This is a genomic window from Cysteiniphilum sp. 19S12-1 (genome assembly GCF_052030685.1).
In the GTDB taxonomy this organism is placed as follows: Bacteria; Pseudomonadota; Gammaproteobacteria; order Francisellales; family Francisellaceae; genus Caedibacter.
Window position 1 is genome coordinate 1 of sequence record NZ_JBQAJM010000003.1, and the last position, 26,014, is coordinate 26,014.

The 26,014-nt window shown below is 36.4% G+C and carries 24 protein-coding genes and 1 pseudogene; 20 read left to right on the forward strand and 5 right to left on the reverse strand.

The features are described from left to right. Positions 1 to 65: 65 nt before the first annotated feature. A pseudogene (locus ACTS4L_RS01325) lies at positions 66 to 629 on the reverse strand (MFS transporter); the annotation flags it as partial. A gap of 179 nt (positions 630 to 808) precedes the next feature. On the opposite strand from ACTS4L_RS01325, the gene ACTS4L_RS01330 reads away from it, so the two are divergent. From ACTS4L_RS01330 to ACTS4L_RS01385, 12 genes are all read left to right on the forward strand, one after another. Continuing rightward, positions 809 to 1,360 carry a KdsC family phosphatase gene (locus ACTS4L_RS01330; RefSeq protein ID WP_440617602.1) on the forward strand — a complete coding sequence of 184 codons (552 nt, stop codon included), beginning with the start codon at positions 809 to 811 and terminating at the stop codon, positions 1,358 to 1,360. Then, entirely contained in the window at positions 1,360 to 1,941 is a 582-nt protein-coding gene (gene lptC / locus ACTS4L_RS01335; RefSeq protein WP_440617600.1) for an LPS export ABC transporter periplasmic protein LptC, read from the forward strand. The genes ACTS4L_RS01330 and lptC overlap by 1 nt, the downstream gene beginning before the upstream one ends. Continuing rightward, positions 1,928 to 2,746, forward strand: a complete 819-nt coding sequence (locus tag ACTS4L_RS01340) for an LptA/OstA family protein (RefSeq protein ID WP_440617599.1) — start codon at positions 1,928 to 1,930, stop codon at positions 2,744 to 2,746. Before lptC ends, ACTS4L_RS01340 begins: the two co-directional genes overlap by 14 nt. Positions 2,747 to 2,755: 9 nt before the next feature. Continuing rightward, entirely contained in the window at positions 2,756 to 3,196 is a 441-nt protein-coding gene (locus tag ACTS4L_RS01345; RefSeq protein ID WP_440617598.1) for a DUF3301 domain-containing protein, read from the forward strand. A 7-nt stretch (positions 3,197 to 3,203) separates the two neighbouring features. Beyond that, complete coding sequence (locus ACTS4L_RS01350; protein WP_440617597.1) at positions 3,204 to 3,911, forward strand: glutathione S-transferase family protein; 708 nt, start codon at positions 3,204 to 3,206, stop codon at positions 3,909 to 3,911. Positions 3,912 to 3,950: 39 nt separating this feature from the next. Continuing rightward, on the forward strand, positions 3,951 to 4,910 hold the full coding sequence (locus ACTS4L_RS01355; RefSeq protein WP_440617596.1) for an adenosine deaminase: 960 nt from the start codon (positions 3,951 to 3,953) through the stop codon (positions 4,908 to 4,910). Positions 4,911 to 5,027: 117 nt separating this feature from the next. Continuing rightward, the gene (gene pheA, locus ACTS4L_RS01360; RefSeq protein WP_440617595.1) at positions 5,028 to 5,885 is read left to right on the forward strand and encodes a prephenate dehydratase; all 858 of its coding nucleotides are present in this window, start codon (positions 5,028 to 5,030) and stop codon (positions 5,883 to 5,885) included. Between the two features lie 102 nt (positions 5,886 to 5,987). Beyond that, positions 5,988 to 7,079: an AI-2E family transporter gene (locus ACTS4L_RS01365; RefSeq protein WP_440617594.1), complete on the forward strand. Its 1,092-nt coding sequence runs from the start codon at positions 5,988 to 5,990 to the stop codon at positions 7,077 to 7,079. 41 nt (positions 7,080 to 7,120) lie between these two features. Beyond that, the gene (gene recJ / locus ACTS4L_RS01370; RefSeq protein WP_440617601.1) at positions 7,121 to 8,884 is read left to right on the forward strand and encodes a single-stranded-DNA-specific exonuclease RecJ; all 1,764 of its coding nucleotides are present in this window, start codon (positions 7,121 to 7,123) and stop codon (positions 8,882 to 8,884) included. A 139-nt stretch (positions 8,885 to 9,023) separates the two neighbouring features. Beyond that, positions 9,024 to 10,160, forward strand: a complete 1,137-nt coding sequence (locus ACTS4L_RS01375; protein ID WP_440617593.1) for a KAP family P-loop NTPase fold protein — start codon at positions 9,024 to 9,026, stop codon at positions 10,158 to 10,160. Between the two features lie 67 nt (positions 10,161 to 10,227). Then, positions 10,228 to 12,309 (forward strand): ATP-dependent DNA helicase DinG, encoded by a 2,082-nt coding sequence (gene dinG / locus ACTS4L_RS01380; RefSeq protein ID WP_440617592.1) that lies wholly within the window; start codon positions 10,228 to 10,230, stop codon positions 12,307 to 12,309. Between the two features lie 163 nt (positions 12,310 to 12,472). Then, entirely contained in the window at positions 12,473 to 13,009 is a 537-nt protein-coding gene (locus tag ACTS4L_RS01385; protein WP_440617591.1) for a methylated-DNA--[protein]-cysteine S-methyltransferase, read from the forward strand. Between the two features lie 13 nt (positions 13,010 to 13,022). Here ACTS4L_RS01385 and ACTS4L_RS01390 read toward each other — a convergent pair whose 3' ends face one another. After that, positions 13,023 to 14,015, reverse strand: a complete 993-nt coding sequence (locus tag ACTS4L_RS01390; RefSeq protein ID WP_440651626.1) for a hypothetical protein — start codon at positions 14,013 to 14,015, stop codon at positions 13,023 to 13,025. Between the two features lie 53 nt (positions 14,016 to 14,068). After that, a complete protein-coding gene (locus ACTS4L_RS01395; RefSeq protein WP_440617589.1) occupies positions 14,069 to 15,058 on the reverse strand; it encodes a hypothetical protein in 990 nt (329 codons plus the stop codon). Positions 15,059 to 15,272: 214 nt separating this feature from the next. Between ACTS4L_RS01395 and ACTS4L_RS01400 the strand changes: the two genes are divergently transcribed. From ACTS4L_RS01400 to ACTS4L_RS01420, 5 genes are all read left to right on the forward strand, one after another. Next, on the forward strand, positions 15,273 to 15,794 hold the full coding sequence (locus ACTS4L_RS01400; RefSeq protein WP_440617588.1) for a winged helix-turn-helix transcriptional regulator: 522 nt from the start codon (positions 15,273 to 15,275) through the stop codon (positions 15,792 to 15,794). Then, the gene (locus ACTS4L_RS01405; RefSeq protein ID WP_440617587.1) at positions 15,791 to 16,459 is read left to right on the forward strand and encodes an O-methyltransferase; all 669 of its coding nucleotides are present in this window, start codon (positions 15,791 to 15,793) and stop codon (positions 16,457 to 16,459) included. The genes ACTS4L_RS01400 and ACTS4L_RS01405 overlap by 4 nt, the downstream gene beginning before the upstream one ends. After that, the gene (locus tag ACTS4L_RS01410; protein WP_440617586.1) at positions 16,443 to 17,069 is read left to right on the forward strand and encodes a zeta toxin family protein; all 627 of its coding nucleotides are present in this window, start codon (positions 16,443 to 16,445) and stop codon (positions 17,067 to 17,069) included. Before ACTS4L_RS01405 ends, ACTS4L_RS01410 begins: the two co-directional genes overlap by 17 nt. Before the next feature lie 15 nt (positions 17,070 to 17,084). Beyond that, positions 17,085 to 18,050, forward strand: coding sequence for an agmatinase (gene speB, locus ACTS4L_RS01415; protein WP_440617585.1), 966 nt, complete (start codon positions 17,085 to 17,087; stop codon positions 18,048 to 18,050). Positions 18,051 to 18,118: 68 nt separating this feature from the next. Beyond that, positions 18,119 to 18,856: a copper homeostasis protein CutC gene (locus tag ACTS4L_RS01420; protein WP_440617584.1), complete on the forward strand. Its 738-nt coding sequence runs from the start codon at positions 18,119 to 18,121 to the stop codon at positions 18,854 to 18,856. Here ACTS4L_RS01420 and hslR read toward each other — a convergent pair. Together hslR and gorA are read right to left on the reverse strand one after the other, a co-directional pair. Beyond that, complete coding sequence (gene hslR, locus ACTS4L_RS01425; protein WP_440617583.1) at positions 18,835 to 19,227, reverse strand: ribosome-associated heat shock protein Hsp15; 393 nt, start codon at positions 19,225 to 19,227, stop codon at positions 18,835 to 18,837. The two genes, ACTS4L_RS01420 and hslR, sit on opposite strands and share 22 nt — an antisense overlap. Before the next feature lie 19 nt (positions 19,228 to 19,246). Then, positions 19,247 to 20,614: a glutathione-disulfide reductase gene (gene gorA, locus ACTS4L_RS01430; RefSeq protein ID WP_440617582.1), complete on the reverse strand. Its 1,368-nt coding sequence runs from the start codon at positions 20,612 to 20,614 to the stop codon at positions 19,247 to 19,249. Positions 20,615 to 20,876: 262 nt separating this feature from the next. Between gorA and ACTS4L_RS01435 the strand changes: the two genes are divergently transcribed. From ACTS4L_RS01435 to ACTS4L_RS01445, 3 genes are all read left to right on the forward strand, one after another. Next, complete coding sequence (locus ACTS4L_RS01435; protein ID WP_440651628.1) at positions 20,877 to 22,070, forward strand: DUF5617 domain-containing protein; 1,194 nt, start codon at positions 20,877 to 20,879, stop codon at positions 22,068 to 22,070. Between the two features lie 98 nt (positions 22,071 to 22,168). After that, positions 22,169 to 22,813 (forward strand): recombinase family protein, encoded by a 645-nt coding sequence (locus ACTS4L_RS01440; RefSeq protein WP_440617954.1) that lies wholly within the window; start codon positions 22,169 to 22,171, stop codon positions 22,811 to 22,813. 4 nt (positions 22,814 to 22,817) lie between these two features. Next, positions 22,818 to 25,865 (forward strand): Tn3 family transposase, encoded by a 3,048-nt coding sequence (locus tag ACTS4L_RS01445; RefSeq protein ID WP_440617953.1) that lies wholly within the window; start codon positions 22,818 to 22,820, stop codon positions 25,863 to 25,865. The last annotated feature ends 149 nt before the right edge of the window (positions 25,866 to 26,014 follow it).

The window sequence follows — 26,014 nt, forward strand, 5'->3', positions numbered from 1 at the left end:
CTGCCAATCACAATGCCATAAGTCGATTAAAAATAGCCAGACACAATAAAAAATTAATCTGAAACTCTAAACTTCAGAAGATGAAGTACAAATGCGATAAATAAACACACTGCGGCAAAGATAAAAGCAGCACTGTAAAGGTTATTTCCTTGCAAAATTCCAGCCACAAAGAAGCTTAAAACAAAGCCTATGTTCATGCAGCTATAGTTAATTGAAAATGCGATGCGGCGGCGTTTATCATCTTGATTAAATAATTGCGTGAGCATCATATTAATACAACTAACATTAAGGCCAGAACCCGTGATAAAAATTGCCATGCCGATTAAAATAATCATATGTACATGTACGGCAATAAGAAATAATCCCATAAACTGTAACACTAAACTTGCACAGAATAGGCCTCTAAAGCTTACATAACGCCCACCGACAGCCCCTCCTAGAAAGTGAAACAAGAAGTTTAGTGCAAAAAAGCTAGCAGTCAGGGTATTTGCTTCGATCTTGCTCATGCCTGCTTGACGACTAAGATAGAAATTTAAGAGTCCCATGAGCACCGCATAGCCAACGGTTGAAAAGATTTGAATTAAATTAATATTTAAGACACCTTTGGGCATGTCCTTGTAACTTAACATTTAGTTTCCTTTTTTATTACTATTTATTAATAAGCTTAAGCATACTAATACGCCATAATTTAAATGTCATGCAGAGAGTTGAAGTTTTTAAATCGCGTTGATTATAGCTAGAGAAACACTGTAAAATGATTTGCGAGCGGTATATACTAAGCCAAGTTTCTAAATAGAGTTTATATCACATAATGATTAACAAAAGTTTAAAAGAGAAAATGGCAAATATTCAGTTATTGATACTGGATGTAGACGGGGTTTTAAGTGATGGTAAAATTATTTTAAGCAATGATGGTAATGAAACTAAACTCTTTGATGTAAAAGATGGTTTAGGGATCCTTTTACTGCAAAAATTTGGCATTAAACTGGCTGTTATTACAGGAAAAAGTTCACAAATTGTTCATGATCGATTAACTGCTTTGGGTGTTAATGACATCTACCAAGGACAAAAAAATAAAATTCAAGCTTACGAAGATTTATTAACAAAACATCAAATAAGCGAGAGAAATGTCGCCTATATGGGAGATGATTTACCTGATTTGACTTTGATGCTGAAATCAGCAGTATCCTTTGCACCAGCTGACGCCTTAAGTGCTGTTAAAATGCGTGTTGATTACGTAACATCACAACAAGGCGGCTGCGGTGCAGTGCGCGAAGTCTGTGATCTGATATTAGAAAGTAAAGGGTTATTAGATAAAATCGTTGATGATTATATCACTGTTGGTGAGGTTAAAGTTTAATGTTTTTTAGTAAGCGCGTTTTCTTCACAACCGTTGGACTTGTCGTTGTGATTGGTACTAGCGGTTGGTTGGTGGTTAAATCAGCGCAAGAGCAAATTAGTCATGGTGACCTGCCAGCGCATTTTGTTGAGAACACCGCAAAGGCTATTACCTATGAAAGGTATAACACCAAAGGTTGGCTAGAATATACAGCAACCGCAGTTGATGCAACACGTTTTTATAATCAAGATTCAAAGCTTACAACGGTTAACGCTACGCTATATTCAAAAGACAAAAAAGATAAACCTTGGAATATCAGTGCACATTATGCCGATATTACCAATAACAACAATAATATGCATTTATATGGCAATGTGGTGATGTTGCGTCATGCCAATGGCAAAAACTCACCTGCGATTAAAATTGCGACTGATTCGGTCAATTACGATGATGACAAAGACTATATGGATACAGATAAAAAAGTTACGATAAGTCAACCAGGTACACTAAATAATACGATTGGTACAGGCATGAATGGATCACCTAAAAAAGGTGATTTTAAGTTATTGAAGGATGTAAGAAGTTATTATGCAGGACAGTAAAAGAGACAAAAGAAGCAAACAAAGTAAAAAAAGTAAAAAAAATGAACATGAAATAAAACATAGATTGCTAAAGTATGCATTATTTGGCGCAGCTTCTTTGTTTATGTTACAGCATGCTTTCGCCGCTGAACAAGGTGGTTCAATGGATGCTGCTGGCATGTTTGGTAAAAATGCCAGCAGTGATGGACAAATTACCATTTGTAGTGACAGTTTATCTTATAGTCAGGATGCGCATAAGATGATTTATCAGGGCAATGTGCTTGTGATGCAAACCAAAGATGCCAATATTCAATGTGGCGGTTATAGTGTGCCTAATGAAAATAGTAACTGGCCCGTATATCAATTCCCTGACCCAAAAGAAGCCGATGACAAAGTGGACTATACCAAAGTTCAACAAGCGGCATTAGATTATGCCAAGAACGTTTGTAAAAAACAAAATGGCTGCCGTTTTTTAACGGGGCAAATGCTAACGGTTTTATTTGATGATCAAAATAAACAAGTCAAAGATGTGGTTTTGACTTCTACAACACCATATATTGCTAAATTTTATTCTTTGCCGTTTCCAAAACAATCTAAACAGAAAGAGCCTGACTCAGATCAACAAACTATGTATGCTGAAGGCAGACAGATGAACTTTAATTTGCTCAATAGCACGTTGACCATACAAGATAAAGCTTATGTTGATCGCGCAGGTAATCGCTTCTCTGGAGATAAGGTACTTTATGACACCAAAAATGGTTTGGTGACTGTGCCAAATACCGGACAAAGAGCAACGGTCATTTTAAATAACTTAAACAATAAGTAGGTTGTTAGCATGAGTATTGGCGTAGTAAGTGCCATCATTATTATCGTTATCGCGATCTTGATCTGGCGCAGCTCAATGAAAGCAAGAGAGCATGCGGTTTATATGGCAGTTAAAACAGCAAAGCAATGGGATGTTCAGCTATTAGATGATACGGTGTGTTTGACCAAAATGCGCTTATCGCGCCAAAGCAATATCGGGAGCATGTGCTTATTTCGCGAATATGCATTTGAGTATAGCTATGATGGTATTGATCGTTATAAGGCTTTGTTGCAGTTTAATGGTAATCAATTTTTGCAGGTTATATCGAATGATCAAAAGATAGACTTCAAAGAGATACAAGGCGAAAACACAACTTATAATAAACAGACATACACAAATAATATTATCGACTTAAGTGCTTATCGCACAGAAGATAAAAAACCGCCCAATAAAGATAATGACAAGGAGTAGTGAGCTGATGATTGAATTACATCAATTTCCTAAATTAGGTAATGTGCCAAATTCCAGTCCTTTTTGCATGAAATTAGAAAGCTATTTGCTTGCACAGAAAATACCATATCAAAATTTTTATAGTGCGGATTTACGTCGCTCACCAACGGGCAAAATGCCATATATTAAGAAACAAGATAAGTTTTATAGCGACAGTAGTTTAATTATTGATTTGCTTGAGAAAGAATGTGTTAAACCAATGCAGCAAAACTTAACTGATTTAGAAAAATCACAAACCTTGGCTTATCAGAGATTATGTGAGGAGCATTTGTATTGGGCGTTGGTCTATAGTCGTTGGGTTGATGTTTCCGCTGATAATAACTGGCGCAAGGTAGTTCAAGAGGGCACTAAGTTGCCTAAGTTATTGTTTGGTATGATCTTTAAAGTCATGACAAAAAATGCGACAAAGCAAACATATGAACAAGGATTAGGGCGCTTGAGTAAAGCACAAATTTATCAAAAAGCAGATGAAGACTTATGTGCATTATCTAACTTTTTGGGTCACAACAACTATTTCTTTGATGATTCTCCCAGTTTGTTGGATCATATTGTATATTCTGTCGTTGCCAATATTGCGCACACCCCTTGGCAAAGCCAGTTAAAAGAACAACTTACAAAATACCCTAACCTACAAACACATAGTACGCGCATGCTTAAGCAGGTTTTTGGTAAATAAATAAAAGAAAAAACACAAAAAATAGGTGAAAACAAAACCATGTCATACAATATCAAAACCTTATTGCAACAACCTAAAGCTGAATTACATATACATCTTGAAGGCAGTCTTGAGCCTGAGATGATGCTGAACTTGGCGCAAAAAAATGGCGTCAAACTAAAGTACAAAAATTTAGCAGAGGTTAAAAAAGCCTATAACTTTAACAATCTGCAAGAGTTTTTAGATTTATATTATCAAGGCATGTCAGTGCTTCAAACTGCGGATGATTTTTATGATTTAACTTATGCTTATCTACTCAAATCACAACAAGATCATGTAACACATACTGAGATTTTTATCGATCCACAAGCGCATTTATCACGTGGCATTTCACTTTATACACTTTTTGATGGTGTCAATCGTGCGGTTAAACAAGCGCAAGCTGAACTAAACATAGATACACAATTAATTATGTGTTTCTTACGTCATTTATCAGAAAAAGATGCTTTAAACACCTTTGATCAATTAATGGATTATCGCGATAACTTTATTGGCATTGGTTTGGATAGCTCTGAGCTTGGCAATCCGCCAGAGAAATTTAAAAACCTCTTTGAATTAGCACGCAAGGAAAACTTACATCTCGTTGCACATGCTGGTGAAGAGGGGCCTGACAAGTATGTTTGGCAGGCGTTGGATATTCTAGGGGTTGAACGTATTGATCATGGTAATGCAATCTTAACTGATGATGTATTGATGAAACGTATTGCCAAAGATAATATCGCGCTCACGATGTGCCCATTATCAAATAAAGCTTTAAAAGTAGTCCCAAACTTGATCGATCATCCGGCGCGAATTTTGTTAGACAAAGGCATCAAAGTGACGATTAACTCCGATGATCCGGCGTATTTTGGTGGTTATGTTAATCAAAACTATATTGAACTGATTGAAGGTTTACAGTTAGGTACTGCAGAAATCCAACAGTTAATTGATAATAGTTTATCCGCTAGATTTATTAAATAACACATGAGTGTCAGATTATGTTGCCAAGAATTTTCGATTTGAAACCTCAAGTCGTTATTGTTGTTAATCATTGAAGCTGTTTCTATATAGTAAAAGATAGTAAAAAAGGGGGTTAATTTGCTTTTAGTCATATCGTTTCAAGGGGAAAAAGGTGCTTATTCAGAACAGGCGATTCATAAGTTTTATCAAGCGCAAAATAAGCAAAATAGGCAAGATCAAATTGAAACCTTAGCATGTGCATCATTTGCCGAAGCGCTTGAGATGGTTGCTGAAAAAAAAGTCGATTTTGCGATGATTCCAGTGGAAAACTCGATTGCTGGTAGTGTCATTCCTGCCTATGATGAGTTGATTAAATACAATCTGCGTATTCAGCATGAGGTTATTTTAAAGGTTGAGCATTGTTTGATGATTCACCCTGATGCAAATATCGATAACATTGAGCTAGTGCGTTCACATCCACAAGCTTTGGCACAGTGCCAGAACAATATTGAGCGCATGGGTTTATCCCCTAAGAGCTTTGTTGATACCGCGGGTGCTGCCAAATACATCGCTGAAAAAGAGATTTTAACGCAGGCGGCAATTGCCAGTAAGTTAGCAGCAGAAACCTATTCGCTAAAAATCATTAAAGAGCATTTTGAAGATGAGCCATTTAACTTCACACGATTTTTCTTATTGGGACGTGATGAGCTAAATATACCCTATGAAAAAGATCAATTGTATAAATCATCAATTATCTTTACAACATTGCATAAACCTAATGCATTAGTACAAGTCCTTGCTTGTTTGTCAGAGCACAATATCAATATGTGTAAGATTGAATCTAGACCATCACGCTCGCGTGCTTGGGATTATAGCTTTTTTGTGGATTTTGAAGGGCATGAAGAAGAGCATAATGTGCAAGCTGCCTTATTAGCGATTTTAAAGAAAACGTCGTTTTTGAAGAACTTAGGTTGTTACCAGTCAATTACACTCTAACACTCAAAAACTCCGCGCAATTTGCGATCATGAAACACTATAAAAAACATAATAATTTGTATACAATCATTTGTCATTGAATCTTACAAATAGGTAATTCCTTTGATTAAGTATTTAAGGCAGTGGTATCAGAAAAAATTTGATAGCAATGAGCCTGCCGTCTTTATTGTTGTAACCGTTGTTGCGGTACTGATTATTAACTTTTTTGGTGACCTTTTAGCACCGATTTTAGCGGGTGTGATCATTGCTTATTTATTGGAAGCAGTTGTTTCTTTTCTATCTAAAGTATTAAAGCTTAATCGTAACATAGCGGTTTACATTGTGTTTTTAATTTTTATTGCGTTAGTAATTATGTTATTGCTATTTGTGCTACCTGCACTGATGCACCAAGCAGGGCAGTTTGTGCAAAGTATTCCTCAGCAAATGAATAATCTCCATGCAAGTTTATTGGAGTTGTCGAAGAAATACCCAACAGTTATCACACCTGAGCAGATTAAGGACGCGATTAGCACCATCTCAAATATTAAAATGGATAAAATTGCAGGTATTGGTCAGTATTTATTGAAGTTTTCGCTTGCCTCGTTATCAAGTCTATTTACTTGGTTGGTCTATTTATTTATTGTGCCATTATTAGCATTTTTCTTTTTAAAAGACAAAGAACGTATTGGTAAGTGGTTTGTTAGTATGCTACCTAAAGAGCGTGGCGCATTAGAGGAAGTGTGGGCAGATGTGCGCCCACAATTGGGTAACTATGTCAAAGGTAAAACCATTGAATGTTTAATTGTTACCGTCGTTACTTATATTGGCTTTATCGTTTTTGGCTTAAATTACTCGTTACTATTGGCAATTTGTGTCGGGCTTTCAGTATTTATCCCTTATATTGGGATGGTGATTGTTACGATCCCCGTTGTGCTTATTGGCATTAGTCAGTTTGGCTTTAGCTCCGAGCTTTTCTATATGCTTTTGGTTTATTTGATCATTCAAGGTTTGGATGGCAATCTATTGGTGCCACTATTATACTCTGAGGCACTGAGTCTTCATCCGGTAGCAGTCATTGCCGCAGTGCTTATCTTTGGTGGTATATGGGGCTTTTGGGGTTTGTTCTTTGCGATTCCATTGGCAGCACTCATAAACTCAGGTGTGAAAATGTGGACACGACGCAATATTAATAACAAAAAACCAAAGGAAGCCTAATGGCTGAAACAATTGCTGCACCAAAATTAAAACGTCCAGAGATCATCATTAAACTGCGTCCATTTCATCGTAAAGTACACCAAGTGTTGCTTGAAAATAAGGTCGATAGTTTTATCGCAAGCATTATCGCGCGACGCATTGATGATCCAGAGCACGCCTTGAAGTTTGTCAACTTAAAGCTTAAATTTTTAACTTCTCCACATTTATTAAAAGATGCGACCAAAGCTGCAAAACGTATTATTCAAGCACTAGAAGCCGGCGAAATTATTGGGCTTGAAACCGATCATGATTGTGATGGGCAAACATCGCACGCGATTTTACATGTTGCTCTAACCAAGATTTTTAACCATCCACTAGATAAAGTCCGATCTTATATCGGGCATAGAATGGAGGAAGGTTATGGTTTATCTGATAAACTTGCGCAACGTATTTTAGATGATGACATACGCCCTAATCTTGTAATCACCGCTGATAATGGCTCTACTGATGAAGCGCGTATTGCGTTATTAAAATCACAAGACATTGATGTGATTGTTACTGATCATCACGCGATTCCTGAAGAAGGTGTGCCGCAAAGCGCTTATGCGGTGTTGAACCCCACACAAAAGGGCTGTGAGTATAATGATCCCTTTATTGCCGGATGTATGGTTGCTTGGTTATTGGTGGCTGAAGTCAGAAGGCTACTATTGCTTGAAGGAAAACCGATCAATAATGACTATCAGTTAACGGATTTATTGGACTTCGTTGCGGTAGGTACCGTCGCTGACTGTGTGTCTATGGCAAAGAGTATTAATAATCGCGTTGTGGCTTTTTATGGGATGCGCAAGATTTCACAGTTAACACGCAGCTGTTGGAGTAGCTTTAGTGATTATTTTCACCATAAGGTCGATAGTGAATTTTTGGGATTTGTAATTGCACCATTATTAAATAGCGATGGACGAATGTCCGATGCATTAAGCTCGGTAAGTTTCTTATTAAATGATGATCATCAAAAAACCAAACAATGGGTTGAGTTCTTACAACAACAAAACAATCATCGCAAGGCAATTCAAAAAGAAATGACTGCCAAAGCGATGATGGAAGCCTCAAAGCAATATGCAAAAGGCACATCAAGTATTTGTGTCTATCTTGACGATGGGCATGCTGGTGTGCATGGGATTTCTGCTAGTCGCATTAAAGATAGTTTTGGCTTGCCGACGATTTTATTTTCACCCAAGCAAGGTGAGAATGATATTATCACAGGATCGGCGCGCAGCATTGATGGTTTAAATATCAAAGCCGTTTTAGATCTTATTTATCACAATACAACAGATATTCTGATCAAATACGGTGGACATACAGGAGCTGCTGGATTAACTATTTATAAAGAAAAGTTTGTAGAATTTTCTCGAGTATTTAATGATTATTGTCAAAAAGCGATTCTTAAAAACAATATTGCTGCCACGCCAATTATTTATTGTGATGGTGAGTTAACTGCTGAGGAGTTCACGCTTAAACATGTTGAAAAATTTGCTTTGCTTGAGCCTTATGGTCGCGAGTTTGAAGCGCCTATATTTTGTAATAAGGCAAGTGTCCATAGCTTCAAATGGGTGGGTAAAGAAAGCCAACATTTACAATTAATGCTCACCATTTATGGTAAAACACTTAAAAGTATCTGGTTTTTTGCCGATGAATATTTAAATCACACAGACCTTAAAGTCGGTAATGAAGTTCAAGTGGCGTACCGTTTATCTAAAGAGCATTTTAATGGCAATACTTATGTTAGTCTTAAAATTGTTTATTTATCAGCGATTCAATCTAAATAATTAAGCGATATAGAGATGAATAACTTGCGTTTTGGGATTCTAATGAATACACTCAGGAGCAACATAGCCGCTATGCCTCTGATTCAAGCACACTTTAGCGGCTTTTGCGTTTTAGGGTTGAAGGAGAGGTTAGCAGAGAATGAATAATTTAAATAAGGATAGTCAAAATGTTAAAGGATTTAACCAGACTATAGAAAAAATAAAGAGATTTTTAACTAAAAAATCTAGCTTTATTAAGTTAGGCTTTTCTGAACCTGTTAATACACTATGCATTGACGCGCCTTGGGGTAGTGGGAAAAGTTTTTTTGCCAACTTCCTTCGTGAGCAAAGCTCTATCGCTAAAGATTATAATTTTATTTATATAAATACATTTGAGTATGATGTTTTTTCAGACCCTATAACTTATATCTTAAGTGGTATATATAATAAAAGTAATGGAGGCAGTCAAAAGCAAACGAAAAGCGATGAAGCATTTAAAAAAATTATTTCATACGTAAGAAAAAACATAAGTCTAAGCATACCTTATACTGGAATAAATATTGGTTTTCAGGGAATCGAGAGCAGCCTCGATGAGTTCAGTGGGTTTGAAAAAGTAAAGAAAACATTTACAGAAGCCTTTAATGGATTAGATGAAGTGGTTTTAATATTTGACGAACTTGATAGGTGCAAACCAAGCTATGCGTTATCATTATTGGAAATAGTAAAACATTTTTTTAGCATTGAAATAAATGTGAGTTTTATATTTCTATGTGACAAAAAGGAGTTATCTCATATTGTTAAAGGCATGTATGGAGAGTCTTATAATGGCTACTTATACTTGGATAGATTTTTTCATCATACAATTCCGTTAACGTGGGATGAAGATGCACGACATGAATTTGTTTGTTCATTATTTAATGGAGGCTCTTTAAAGGAGAAAGATGCAGTTACATTTTTAACTGGCGAATGGTCTACGCAAAATCACATTTCTTGTAGAGATATTATTCAATTTAGAAATATGTATGATGAAATTACCAATTATCGAAATCAGGGTTATGACTCAAGTTCTAACCAGCTGTTTATTGCTAGGTTCATTATATTTATCAACGAAAGGTACGATATTTATAAAGTAAGTGGTGAAGGTGATTTTTGTAGTTTAGTTGAAGAAATGCTTAATGAATATCAAAATCAGTCAGATACTAATTTTATTAGAAACCCCTCAGCATTAACTAACAGTTATAGATTTGATCATGAACTCATTTCCAATATATATAAATCATCGTTACCTAAAAAATAATCATATAGCATGAAGTTTGTTAAACCTGCACCACTACTTGAGCAACCGTTAATAAAGAGCATGTCCTATGAGAAAGCAAAGCATGAATCATACAGAATTCAATATCAAAAAATTGTTTGAAGAAGCCGGTTTATATGTACGTGATGCGCAATTACAAATGATTGAAGCGGTTAAAGAGACACTAATCAATAATGAAAAAATTGTTATTGAAGCACCAACGGCAACGGGTAAAAGTTTTGCTTATCTTTTGGGTGCGCTTTTAGCAAATGACGTGCGCGCTAAACAAGGGCAAGAGAAGTTATCCATTGTTGTATCAACAGCAACGGTGGCGTTGCAAGAACAGCTGATTGATAAAGATTTGCCATTTATTCATGAGCTTATGCAACACCATAAAATTGAGTTTAGTTATCAATTGGCAAAAGGGCGTTCACGCTATTTATGCCCACGTAAATTGCATCACTTTGACAGTGATGACAGTGACTTGCAAAAAGAAGCTGAAATGCTAGATCAGCGTTTGAGCAAAGATTGGGATGGTGATTTTGATCTATTGGAAAAGCCTGTTTCTAAAGCATTAATGAGTGAGATTTATAACACCAGCAGTTCATGTTCATTTAGCCGCTGTGAGTGTTATCGTGAATGTCCTTTTTTTAACGCACGGCAAGGCTTGCGTAAGGTTGATATTATCGTTGTTAATCACAGTTTATTGCTGTCACACCTTGATCTAGGAGATGGCGCAATTTTACCTAAGTTTGAAGACAGTCTTTATATTATCGATGAGTGTCATCACTTACCTGATCGGGCATTAAGGTCACTTTCTGGTTTTGCCTCACTATTAGGCTCACAAACATGGATTAATGATGTTGATAAACTGTTAAATGCCTTACCCTCTGAATTGGCTGATCGCTCAATGCGTGAGAACTGGAAAGAGGTGCGTAAAAATCTCATTCAGCAGCTAACCCAAATGCAACAACTGATTGATCCAATCTATAATAAGGCATTAAAAGAAGAAAATGTTTGGCGTATGACACTCATTGATGAGGAGATGTTGACGCTTGCCACGTCCATCAAAGAGGGTGCTGCCTTTTATATGAATCAGTGTGATAAGCTCAAAACAAAACTTGATGATTTTGCCGAAAAAAGTCAAATTCATTCAGCCAGTAGCTTAGAGAAGCAATTCACGCAAATTGGTTTTTTGTTAGAGCGGTCAAAAAATCTTTATAGCGTGTGGTCATTGATGATCAACCAAGCAACGATGCCGCCAATTGCCAAATGGGTTATTCCGCATGAAAAGAAAGTTAAACAGGAAGAAGTAAAAGAAGTAAAAGAAGTGCAAACGGATATGTTGGCAACTCATTTTCAAGATTATGATATTCATGCCTCACCGATTGAAGCGGCTTCATTGTTAAAGCAAGTCTTTTGGCAAAATGTCCAACATGGCGTGGTGATGTGTTCAGCCACAGTGCGCTCACTGGGTAAGTTTGATCGTTTTTTAAATGCCACGGCACTTAAAAAAGAAGCTAAAACTTTACTGTTGTCATCGCCGCTAAATTATTCAAAATCAAAATTAATTATTGCTGATATGCAATATGAACCGACGCAACAAGATAAACATATTGAAGAAACAGCTAAGTTACTCAATGAAGTCTATTTCAAGGATTTGCATGAAGGCGCTTTAATGCTCTTTACCAGTATCCATGCGATGGAAAAGGTCTATATGCGCTTAAACAGTGCCCTTAAAAAAATCACGCTTATTCAGGGGGATCGCTCAAAGCAGGCGATGATTGCCATTCATAAAAAACGCGTGGATCAGTTTAAACCTTCGATTATTTTTGGTGTCGATAGTTTCTCTGAAGGGGTTGATTTGCCAGGCGCTTATTTAACACGATTGATTATTCATAAATTGCCATTTTCTGTGCCAACGAATCCGATTGACAAAACACGCTCGGAGTGGTTAGAGTCGATAAAGCGCAAACCATTTATGGATATATCACTGCCACAAGCGTCATTGAAATTAACACAAATGGTTGGACGTCTAGTGCGCACTGAATCCGATATTGGAGAGGTGATTATTCTAGATAAGCGCTTAAAAACCAAGTTTTATGGTAAAGCACTATTGGAGAATTTACCTGATTTTGAAATTGTAAAATGATAAAATTGTGAGATAGTAATAATGTATAAATAACTTATTTGTGATGGGTATTCACCTCGCCCCTTGTGGGAGAGGTCGTGTAGCTTAAGCTGCACGGGTGAGGGGGTAAATTAAAACTCAACTTATCCTTGGCTCATTACATCGTAAAACGAAAGGGAAAACCATGAAAAGAATTCAAAAGCTTTTAGTACTTTTACCTGATCAAACGGTCTATGATAGGGTGAGTTCACCTGTTGGCGAGCTCATCTTATTTGCATCCGATAAAGGACTTCATCATGTCTTTTGGGAGCATGAAGCTCAATCAGAGGATTTTCAGATCAGTATTCAAGCGTTTAAGCAAGATGCTGATCACCCGGTAATTGTTAAAGCAAAAACTCAATTGTCTGAATACTTCGAAGGCAAACGACAAGTATTTGACATTCCATTATGTCCGCATGGCACAGATTTTCAGTTAAGTGTCTGGCAAGAGCTACGTCAGATTCCATATGGCGAAACGATAAGCTATGGCGAGCAAGCAAGACGCTTGGGTGATAAAAACAAAGCACGCGCCGTTGGACTTGCCAATGGCTTAAACCCGATTTCAATTATTGTGCCATGCCATCGAGTCATCGGCAGCAATGGCAGTTTAACCGGTTTTGGTGGGGGATTGGATAATAAGGCGAAGTTGCTGGAGATTGAGAAGGGTTGCTCTAGTTTATGATGTGGTTTATGGATTAAAAAAATGGGCTGCTTTCTATCTTTTGAATAAGCCCATCTGCTTGCGTTTGGGTCATACCCAAAAAACTTGCCCACATTTCAATAGATTTCAAGTCTTCAATTAATTGGGTTTTCTCTTGCTTTAGGTCTTCAAGTAATGTACAAGACATTGATCTTCGTAATGAGGATGGGTTGAGCTTTATCAAAAACACTAAATATACCTTGCGTAATGATTCATCTCTTTTAATCTCAGTCACATTAACTTTGGAAGGAGAAACACACCACTGAACCCAATAAGATTGAATCTTTGGATTAAATCTATTGAGATTAACAGTCTTAAGATAAACTGTACTAAGCGATGAAAAACACTTCCAAATTAAAGCCTTCTTATTTTCCATAAAAACGCCAAATATACTTTTGCAGCGCTCGCGCAATTTTGGATTACTGTTCGCCATATAAAGTAAATAGCCCATAAATTCAAATAATATACATGCCCTAACTTGCTGGCGAAATTCAAATAGCGCTTTAGTATTTTGATCGGATTCAGAACTATGCGCTTGATCAACAAATAAATTTAAGCAGCTTTGCAACATTTCACAAAAATCATTAACTTTATTAGCGTCAAATGCTCGTTTAAATAATTGTTGAAAAGCTTGTAGTATACATATGACATACTCTTTATACCTCTCAGGATTGCTATGAATAACATCAATGATCTCATGCCTAAAAATACGCTGCAAAAAATTCCATGCTTCAGATTTGCGTATAGTTGGGTCTGTAGCATCTTTAACTGCACTATAAAATGATATTTGAAAATATTGAATTTGCATATTAAAGAAATAATAATCTTGATTGCGGATAGCTAAAAAGAGGACGTCTTTGTGGAATTGCCATAGCAAAGGAAAATTTAAGGTATCTATTTGTTTAAAACACCATGGATAAATGCTCCTTTCTAACGATCTAAAAGGAACAAGGCACATAAATGGATCAAGCATATTATTCTGCATCACACGGTATGCTTGTTTTTGAGCGAGTGGTTTTTCAAGCTTATAAAAATGTAGAATCAATTTCTTGTATAGATCGAAGTTTTTTGGATATTAGTTTTGTTTTCATTTTTCATGGATTCAATTGTGCTCACCTCAAGTTGATCAAATTCATTTAGAAATAATAAATGATCTGAGATGGTAAATATGTTGATAAGACTATTAAACTTAACTAAATCTAAATTATCAGTGTTTGGAATGGCAATTAATGCATCCCCCATTTTTATTTTTCTGGATATGGTAGGGTATAGATATATGGGAGAGTTTAATTGTTTGGCAAATTGGATCAGTGCTTTTAGAGATATGTCTAACACAAAGCCATTTTGATTGGCTCGAATGTACTTATAGTTTGGGTTATTTTGATCAAAAAATTTATAATCAAGCAAATCTAGTGATATAAGTTGTTGATCAGCAAAATTTTTTATTTCATCATAGATATAAGCTTCTGCATAAGCTTGATCAAATAGTGAAATATAAAATTTGTCAATCAATTGATTTCTTTTAGCTGAGAATATAATAAATATTACAGTTTTATGAAAAGCAAATATAAGCCAAAGACAGATTGCTATAAAACCAAAAATAGGAAACAAATAATTGTTTAAAAGATGAGACAGCAATATGAAAAATAGGGTTGTCATATAGGTAATAAAAAGAGCATAAAAATAGCTATTAGCAACTAATGCTCTGCCGTTTCTTTTATCTGAGTTTGTATATTCTAGCACAAAAGTACAGATTGCAATGATCGCTGCAATAAGACCAATAAATATGGTAGGGGTAATCAAGAAAGTGGGACGAATATGTTCATTAATTTCTTGAAAAAATGGTATTGCCAAAAGCGCCATCGAAAATAAAAAAATGGAAAAAATAATACCAACTAAATACAAAAAAGCCTCGATAGATGGCAGCATTAGGCTAAATTTTTGTGGTGGCGTTCGGTGTGTCTTTCCAAGCTCTTTTTCACATAAAGCTTTTAACGAATCACATTGTTCTAAATTGAATTTTGGTTTCATATCACAGTCCTTGTTGATGTTTCTAATAAATTATAGTAAAGATTTTGTCGCATGTGGCTTTTCTATAAGCGATCAGGTTGTCGGAATTACTTTAGCATGTGATAATGCGCATAAACTTAAGCTGCATTCGATAATAAATGATGATCTTGATAAAAACATTGTCTAAATCTCCAATTATTAACAATAAAATTGTCAGTTTGAGGAAGCAGCAAAAATGACCACCTTCCACCCATATGAAAACGAAACCACGGAATTTAAGCGCGAGCTTAATGATAGGCTGGAAAAGGAAGTGGTTGCCTTTTTGAATTCTGCAGAAGGTGGCGATATTTACAAAGTATACCGAGACCTTGATCTGGTTGAGCAGTTAGGCTCTGGCATGAATCGTATTTTACAAGCTTATTCAAAACGTGTTTTTCATTTCAGTGAAAATTTTATGGAGGTTGCTTTTCCTTACGATCGTGATTATTTCGACTCGTTGGAAGAAAAAGATTTCGACAAAAGCGTGAAAACGCCGGTGAAAAAGTGGGGTGAAAAGTGGGGTGAAAAGTGGGGTGAAAATGAAAGCAAAGTTTTGGCATTGATTTCATATAGCAATAATATAAGCATAGTAGCTATTGCAGAAGAAACAGGGTTAAGTACCTCAGGTGTAGAGAAAATAATTAGCCGCCTTAAAAAGCAAGGTGTTATCAAGCGGATTGGTTCAGCTAAAGGTGGTTACTGGGAGATTATCACATGAAACAAAACCAATTTACAGAACAAAACATATGGCAGTATTGTCTTGACCATACCAAGCCAAACTCTCTACTTTTACAAGCATTAAAGGCTGACACTGAAAGTTCAGTACATGGCGCACAAATGTTATCAGAAACCATTGTTACTAAACTTTTGCAGTTTTTTATCAAAATGCAAAACCCTAAAATATGCGTTGATTTAGGCACCTTTAGTGGATTGTCAGCACTAGCAATGGCGGAAGCAGCTGATGATGATACGCTAATATATACGATTGATCGAGAACATCAATCCGGTCATGAATTGGCTTGTAAATATATTGAAGAAAGCGATGTGGGTTATAAAATTAAAATGCTTATTCAAGAAGGGATTGATGCAATTAATTCACTTCCTGATGGTATTGACTTTGCTTTTATTGATGCCGATAAGATGCAAACGCGTCGCTATTTTGACTTGCTGCTGCCGAAGTTAAGTGCAAAGGGGATGATTGTTGTTGATGATGTTTTATGGCGTGGTGAGGTGCTTGATCCTGTGGATAAGCGCGCCAAGGCCTTAGATGATTTTAATCAATATATTTGTGGTCATCCAGAAGTGGATAATTTAATATTGCCGATTAGACACGGATTACACCTAATCACTAAAAAAGAAAAATGCGATGAATACAACGATTAATCATTTTGTAACGCAATCCATTCAGGTTAGCTCTGAGAGTGAGCCTGTTGCTATTTTTTTATTAGGGGCAAATGGTTCGGGCAAAAGCTCATTACGTGCCTATTTGGACTTATCAAATATTCAAACGAATATTGATCCTGACGCGCTTAATCGTATTGCGACGTTAAAAAATAAAGACAACCCGTTGATCTTTGCATCAAAGCAAGCCATTGCTCTGTATAAAACCGCACTTGATAATAGCTTAAACACTTGTATGGAAAGCACGTTCTCAGGCAAAAGTATTTTAAGTCGTATCTTGCGCGCTAAACAGCAAGGTTATCGCACTGTATGTTATTTTATGGGCTTAGAGCGCGTTGAGCTGAATATTGAGCGTGTTGCTGATCGAGTTAAAAAGGGTGGACACAATATTGAAACAGATCTTATTATCAAACGTTATGATGAATCAGTTACTAATTTAATCAATCATCATGCTTTGTTTGACGAGTTACATGTGATTGATAACAGTTTGGATTACTATCGTTTGCAGTTTTCACGCTATCATGCGGAGGTTGTTCAATACGAGCAGATGTTGCCTTGGGCTAATCGTATTTACACACAAATTAATCAATAAAAGGAATGATCATAAATGAGTGAATTAGTTGATGCAGCCATTGCGCGCAAAGCGCTAAAAGGATCACAGTTTGAGATGACGTATGGTGGGGTAACAAGCTTTATGCGTCGCAATTACACCAAAGATCTGACCAATGTTGATGTTGCCGTGAGCGGTGTGCCTTTTGATTTGGCAGTTACTTATCGCTCAGGCGCGCGTTTAGGTCCAAGGGCAATACGCGCAGCATCAGTGCAATTGGCAGAGCTTACTACGTTTCCATGGGGCTTTAACCCTTTTGATGAATTGGCAGTAATTGATTATGGTGATTGTTTTTTAGATCCACATAATCCGCTGACGACACCAAATGCTATACAAGCACATATCGCGCATTTACTTAATCACAGCGTTTTTCCACTGACCTTTGGTGGTGATCATTATATTACTTATCCTATTTTAAAAGCGATGGCTCAAAAATATGGCAAAGGCTTATCAGTCATTCATTTTGATGCGCATTGTGATACGTGGCGTGATGATGATGAAGATTCGTTAAATCACGGGACAATGTTTTATAAAGCGATTAAAAATGGCATTGTCGATCCAAAGCATTCGGCACAAATTGGTATTCGTACATGGAATCAAGACTTTATGGGCATGAATGTATTAGATGCTCCTTTTGTGCATGAACATGGTGTTAAAACAGTAATTGAACGCGTAAAGCACATTGTAGGGGATAGACCAACGTATATTACCTTTGATATTGATTGTTTGGATCCAGCATTTGCACCAGGTACGGGCACCCCTGTAGCAGGAGGATTAAGCTCAGCGCAAGGTTTAGCTATTTTGCGTGGGTTAACCGGTTTAAATTTAATTGGTGCTGATGTGGTTGAAGTGGCTCCGGCTTATGATCATGCTGAAATTACGGCAATTGCTGCGGCACATGTTGCTTGTGACATGATTTGTCTTTTAGCACATGATAAAAAAAATGAAAAAATGAAAAAATAGTGAAAATAGCAAATCAAGAAAGTCTATAACAGATATTAAAAGCAAAAAGTGGGGGGAAACAGTTAAACATGAATATTGAAATTTGCGTGGATAATATTGAATCCATTGATGTGGTAGCAAAATTCCCCGAGATAACTCGTTTGGAGATCTGTAACGCACTGAGTTTAGATGGTTTAACCCCCTCACCGTATTTAGTACAATATGCTAAAGAGAAATCAACAGCTAAACGCCATACGATGATCCGTCCACGCGCGGGGGATTTGTGTTATAACGAGACTGAAATTAACATGATGGCGCAAGAGATTAAACTTATGTATGAGTCAGGCGCGCATGGTGTTGTTATCGGTGTGCTTGACAAACATAGTCATATTAATATCGCAGCAACAAAATATTTAACAGAGCTTGCTAAGTCTTATCAATTAGAAGTGACTTTTCATCGTGCGATTGATATGGTGCCTGATTATCTTGGCAGTGTGCAGCTATGTATTGATCTAGGTATTGATCGCATTTTAACATCTGGTGGTAAAAGTAAAGCATATATGGGGCTAGATGATATTGCCAAAATAGTGCAAAGATATCATGGTCAAATTGAAATTATGGCAGGTGGTGGTGTTAATAAAGATAATATTCCACAATTTAAGGAAACTGGCGTCGATGCCGTGCATTTCTCAGCGGCAAGTAACAAAAGTAATGTGAAAAGTGAAAGTGTTTTTAGCAAAAGTTCACTAAGTTATAACGTAACCGATGAAGATATTGTTAAAGAAAATATTGCGGTTATAACTTCTCAATCACCACTATCTTGTTGATGTTTAAAAGAGATAATCTGGCGACGCTCTTTTTTATTTGGTTTTGTTGGATTGGGCAGGGTGGCTTTATTTAGTTTCCTAAGCATTGTTTCGTGCTCGCGTTTCTCAATACTATCATTGGTTTCATTGTAAAGCGTTTGCGCAATGCTTGCCGCGCCGCGTTTATCTGATAAAGCCACAATGATAACAACTTTTTCAGCATACCCTTGACGAATGGTAAGTTTTGCACCAATCTCAACCTTTTTACTGACTTTGGAGCGCGCACCATTATAGTGCACCTTACCGCCTTCAATGGCTTCTTTGGCAAGTTGCCGCGTTTTAAAAAAACGCGCTGCCCACAGCCACTTATCTAAACGAACATCATCTGCCATATATTAATCCTTTTAGAAATTAACGCATCGTAACCAGTTCTTCGGCACTGGTTGGATGAATAGCAATGGTATTATCAAGATCTTGCTTTGTCGCCCCCATTTGGATAGCAACTGCAAAGCCTTGCAATATCTCATCGGCATCTAAACCAATCAAGTGGCAACCTACCACTTTTTCATCAACACCTGAAACAATAAGCTTCATCACAGTAGGCAATCTAAAGCCTGAGATCGCAGCAAAAAGTGGAGTGAATTTACTTTGATAAACTTTGATATTATCTTTGCCATACTGATCATTGGCTTCTTTTTCTGATAAACCAACAGTACCGATTGCAGGATGCGAGAAGACAACCGTAGGAATCAAATGTGCGTCTAATTTAAGTTTAGTTTCATCATTGAATAACCGTCTGGATAAACGTCTGCCGGCGGCAATTGCAACTGGAGTTAGTTGTGCAGCCCCCGTAGCATCACCAATGGCGAAAATATGAGAAACCGTTGTCGTTTGATATTCATCAACAATAATCGTGCCATTGGCATTGAGTTTAATGTCTGTATTTTCCAATCCCAAATTAGCGGTGAGTGGCGCGCGTCCAGTTGCCCAAACGAGACAATCAACATCATAAAGCGCATCACCATTATTTAAATGAATATCAAGTAGGTCATTGGATTTTTTAACCACTTTAGTAATAGTGGTATTGGTTCTTACATCCATCTTTAGCATTTGCATGCTATTAAGTAATTCATTACTTAACATCTCATCAAATTCTTTAAGTGGTTTATCACGACGAATAAGAAGGTGTGTCTCAGTACCCAACTCATGAAAAACACCGGCAATTTCAACACCAATATAACCACCACCGACAATGACTGATTTTTGCGGTTGTGTGTCAAGCTCAAAAAAATCATCCGATGTAATACCATGCTCAGCACCAAGAATATTCTCTGGAATCAAAGGGTAGGCTCCTGGACAAACATAGATATAATCAGCACTTATTTCGGTAGTGTTATTTTCATTATCAATGATGATAGTATTGCTATCTTTGAATTTTCCCCATCCCTTAAAGTGGGTGATTTTTTGGCTATCAAATAGCTTATTATAAAACTGGTGAATGTTAGAAATATAGGTGTCACGTTTATTTTTAAGTGTTTGCCAATCAAAGCCTTTGACATCCAAATCAAAGCCATAACCTTGATAATCATGTTTTAAACGAGAGCCAAGATTAGCTGCGTACCACATGGCTTTTTTAGGGACGCATCCGCGATTAACACAAGTGCCACCTAGGTCTTTGGCTTCAACAATAGCGACTTTTTTCCCCAAGCGTGCAGCCTGAACACCTGCGGCAATGCCGCCACTGCCACCACCAATACAAATCAAATCAAAATGTTGCATATTTTATCTGTCTCTTTATGAAAAGTAGATTGATATTATAAACTAGCAAGAGCTATCTTTACGAGGGATACATGTCATTTTGTCAATATGATTTTAGTTGGATTAAAATAGAAACCATCAATAAGGGGTTATCGTGTGATAAGAGATAATATGTAAATATTTTCTTACTAGAAGATTTTAGCGTATTTCTACTGTGTTTAGAACTAAGGCAAATTAAGATACTTTCTTTAAGTAAAAAAAATTTTTAAATTCGGATTATATTATGGGTGGAAAAAAAGAGCAAGCGTCTAAGCTAGGTCGAGGTAAACTTAAACAGCCTTTAGGTTCAAATATCTTATCCTTTTTGAATGGGCATGATTTGAACAAAAAAGGGTTAGACTCTCTCTTCACCTCATTTGACCGACATACCTTCTTGCTTCAAGACAGCCGTGTTAGTGATGAGTATACAAAATTACTTGGAATTCATAATTTCGATAGAAAAGATCTTCTAAGTGACAATATCACAAAGGTTTTCTTAAAGTTTCACCGTGCCAAAGAGTGTAATGATGATAACTCTAAGCTTAGCAATTTAGAAGACATTATTTTTGCTGATACCAAGGTAAGCAATAATTTAGACCAAGGGTTTTATCGGATAAGAAGAAATGATTTTCTTACAAAACCAATTATTGATGAAGTTCCTCAAATTATTCAAAAATTACCCAAAGATCTACAGTATGAAGTTGTCAAAAAATATTTATCATACATAGAAGACCCAACTCAAGGGAAATCAAGGATGCTAGATAATGATGATGGATTAGGTCAAGGATCTGACCCTTTTGGGTGTCGGCGTAGGCAGATAGCTTCTGATGCCTATGAGTCATTTGGTAGAAAAAAAGATAAGTTCCTTAAAGACATAGAGAAAAAAGTATTGCCTTATTGCAGCTTACCAACTTTGTCTAAATTAAGGGCGGACCTGGAGACTGCTAGTAATGGCAGTGTTTCTAATAGCTTCAGTATGATTTGTCAAAGGCGTGTAAATGACTATGATTACTATGATACGGAATATAAAAAAACTAGCAGTTATGATAAAGCCAAAACATTAATAGAAGATAAAATTAAAGCCATATCCAACAATGACTATTCAAAAATTAAAAAATATGAGTCTCTAGCTAACAATGAGAGTGCAGTTAAAAATAAGGTGCAAAATATTTTACAAGATTACGTGAATGAAGGCTCTGGTTTTTTAAATCGTGTCTTCAAAAATAAACATCATACAGAAGCAGTAAGGGAGTTTTTACAAACCAATCAAAATACAACTGATGATAAAACATATTTAGATAATCTTAAGAATTTTCGCAAAGAACTTCAAGAACTTAATTCTAATGGCTCTCTAAATCGTAGGATGGAATTTGTTTTTCAAAACTATAGTACAGGTTATGAGTCTGAAAAAACGAAGGTTTTAACAAACAATATATAAATTTCTCACCTTAACGCAACAATGCGGCTTTACATTAAATGCTAAACTTGTATGATTTTATTATGTTTGTGTAAGCATTTTTAGTTAAGTAAAGCAGAATGAAATATGGATATGCGCGCGTTTCAACCAAAGATCAAAATATCACCTTGCAGATTGATGACCTCTTAACGCAAGGTTGTGACAAAATTATTGATGAAGTCATTGGAGGTACTCGACCAGAGCGACCTAAACTCAAAACATTATTAGATGGTTTACATGAAGGTGATGTTTTAGTGGTTTGGAAGCTTGATCGATTAGGTCGCAACTTAAAAGACCTAATTACAATCATTACTGATCTTATGGATCGCAAAGTTGGCTTTGTCAGCTTAAATGATCCGATTGATACGACCACATCACATGGTCGCTTGATTTTTAATATCTTTGGCTCCTTAGCTGAGTTTGAACGCGACCTTATCCGTGAGAGAACTTTTGCGGGGTTAAAATCAGCACGCGCCAGAGGTCGTCTTGGTGGTAGACCTAAAGGTTTATCAGATGCCGCTAAAGAAAAAGCATGTGCTGCTGAAACGCTGTATAAAGAAGGCAAGCTATCAACCAATGAAATATGTCGCCAGCTTAAAATATGCCGTTATACATTGTATGCCTATCTTAGACATCGCGGGGTTGAAGTCGGAAGCTACAAGCTTCAATCGACACAAGATAAAACAACAGCTACAAATCAACGTACAAAAACTGAGAAGGCGTAATTGTATGCCTCATAAAATAACCATTGTTAAAAAGAGAATACATTTTCTACCAGATTCATCAGTCAACTATTATTTTGGTTTACCAATCTTCTCAGATGATGATCGTCAGTTATTTTTTGATTTGAGTAATGATGAAAAAAAGGTAGCTGAAAGTATTCGCAACTTGAAAAGCCGCATTCATTTTATCTTGATGCTTGGATACTTTAAGGCAAAAACTATTTTGTTTGACTTACAATCAGAGTCTGTTAATCATGACGATATTCACTATATTGCAGGCTTGTATGATCAAAAAGTTAATTATGAGATCAGTGTCAGTCGCCCAATTCATCAACGACATTTAGAGTATGTGTTGGCATTGACTGGTTGGAAACAATATAAAAGTGCTGCTTACCGTGACGTGCTGTTGGATTATGCCAAGCAACTTGCTAAAAGAGACTGCAAGGCAATGTTTATTTTTACTGAACTCACGCAACACCTGATTGATCAAAAAATTGAGATGCCCAAATACAGTGAGTTTCAATTGATTGTCAGTGAAGCCATCCAGCATGAAGAATCACGCTTAGGTGACTTTGTGTTAGCAATGCCAGAAAAATATCAGCGTGCAATCAAACAGCTCCTTGATAATAAAACTTCCAGTGACTCAATGAACTTATGTGATGTGGTGCAAGCGCCTGTATCCATGAGTAATGAGGAGATACAGCAAGAAATCAAACGCTTTAATTCAGTTGCTGACTTATTTGAGTATGCTGCAAAACTACTGAAAGATATTGATTTGCCACCAGAATCAATTAAGTATTATGCTTCACTTGTGGATTATTATGGTCAAGGTAAACTTAAACGCATGAGTGATCCGTTGGTGCCATTATATATTCTTTGTTACCTACATACCCGTTGCAAGCGGATTAACGATAATCTTATTGAGACATTCAGACATAAAATTAGTAAATACTGGAGTAAAGCAAATGATTATGCTCAGGAGCAACTTCAGGATGATAAACAGCTGTATTTTAAGACAAGACCTAAGTTGGCCTCTATCTTAAGTGACTGTAAAGATCCAAAAAACCAGAAGAAAACAATTAGCACTTTGAATGCACAAATAAACAATATTGGTGACGATGATTTTGATCAAGCCGTTGACTATATGGCTAATAGCAAAAAACATCACCAAATGCTTAAATGGCAACACATCATAAAGTCTGAGAAGTATTTCAAATTAAATTTACGTAAAATATTCACACATCTGGAGATTGATTATGGCAAGTATAATGGCTTAGCTAATGCCTCAACATTTTTAAAAGAATTTTTAAAAAAACCAGATGAACAAAAGAAACTCATCCCTTATAGTGATTTCCCAGTGGGATGTATTCCTGATACAACGCTTGAATTTATTGTAAGTGAAGATGACAAAAATGGTAAATCAATGCATTATCAGGCATACGAGTTTTTTATTTATGATAAGATCAATCAAGGACTCAATGGTGGTGAAATCGCTGTTAAAGACAGCTTTGGTTACGGTTTTTATGAGGATGAGTTGGTTGATCTTTCAACCTTAGATGACAAAGAGCTCAATTTAGAACTACTTAACACGCCAATTAATGAACAACTTAGCGCATTAGAAGATTTATTAGAATCTCAAATTAAAACCACCAATACCAATATTAAAGAAGGTGCAAACACAGCAATTGATATTAAATCGTACGACAAACGCAAGTGGACACTTCCCTACAATAAAGATCCCGTTGAGGTCAATCATAAAGTATTTGATATGATAGACGTACTGGATATTGCTGATGTATTTGCAGTAGTTGATCAGGAGCTACATTTTTTATCAGAGTTTCGTCATATTATCGATAAAAAAGTCAAAGGCAGCCTTGATAAGGCTACATTGTCAGCAACGATTATTGCCAAAGCAACTAATCACGGCATTTATAAAATGTCAACTTTATCAGATTACAGTTATGATCAGCTATATCAATGCAGTAAATCGTATTTAAGCTTAGAGTCAATTAATAATGCCTGTGATGCCATTTCAGATGCGATCCATGAGCTACCGATATTCAATCACTACAATATCAATGGTGTTGTCCATGGTGGTATCGATGGTCAAAAATATGCAACAAAGCATCGTACGTTTAAATCCAGAAACTCGCCCAAGTATTTTTATCTAGGCTCCGGTATTTCATCGACTACCTTAGTCGTTAATCATATTCCTGCTAATGCCACTGTATTTGGTGCTGATGAACATGAGAGTCGCTTTGTTTTTGACTTGGTATACAACAATCAATCTGAAGTGCAACCTGAGATCATCTCAACAGACAGTCATGGTAGTAATAACGTTAATTTCGCCTTATTGCACTTTATTGATCGAGCATTTGCACCTTGCTACAAGCAAATTAATAATAAAGAGAATATGCTTTATGGATTTAACTCACCATCATCCTACAAAGAGCACCTTATTCGCCCAAAGCATAAGATCAGTAAAGACAAAATTATCAACCAATGGGATAACGTCAAACAAATTATTGCCTCTTTGGTTCTTAAAAAAAGTAATCAGAGTATACTAATACGCAAGCTTACCGATAATAAGTTTAAGAATGAAACCAAGGAAGCGCTATGGGCATATAACGATATTCTCAGGAGTGAATACATTTACCGCTATATTGATGATGAGCAATTAAGAAAATCAGTAAGGAAAGCGCTTAATCGAACAGAAGCCTATCATCAGCTCAAACGAACAGTTGCCACAGTGAACTCAGATAAGCTCAACGGAAAAAACGATGAGTGTTTGACGATAAATGACGCTTGTGCTAGACTGCTCTGCGAAGTGATTATTTACTATAACGCTACTATACTATCAGGTGTGCTTACTGCCAAAGAAAAAGAAGGCAAGCTAGAAGAAGTAGAGAGAATTAAGAAAGTATCGATCGTTGCATGGTCACACGTTAACCTTCACGGCAACTACACTTTCAAGAACAGATCAAAACGATTCAACTGGAATCAAATCATTAAGAAAGCAGCCTCCACAGAGATTCAAGAAAGTTCGCCAAAATAAAATATTTACACATTATCTCTTATCGCACGAGAGCCCCAACGTAGGAATGAGGGTTTGAGGGGCGTTAAATTGCAAAAAAAGTTTGATTTGAATACTTAATAATCAAAAATTTACCAACTTGGGGATAATAAAAAGAAATTTTATACGCT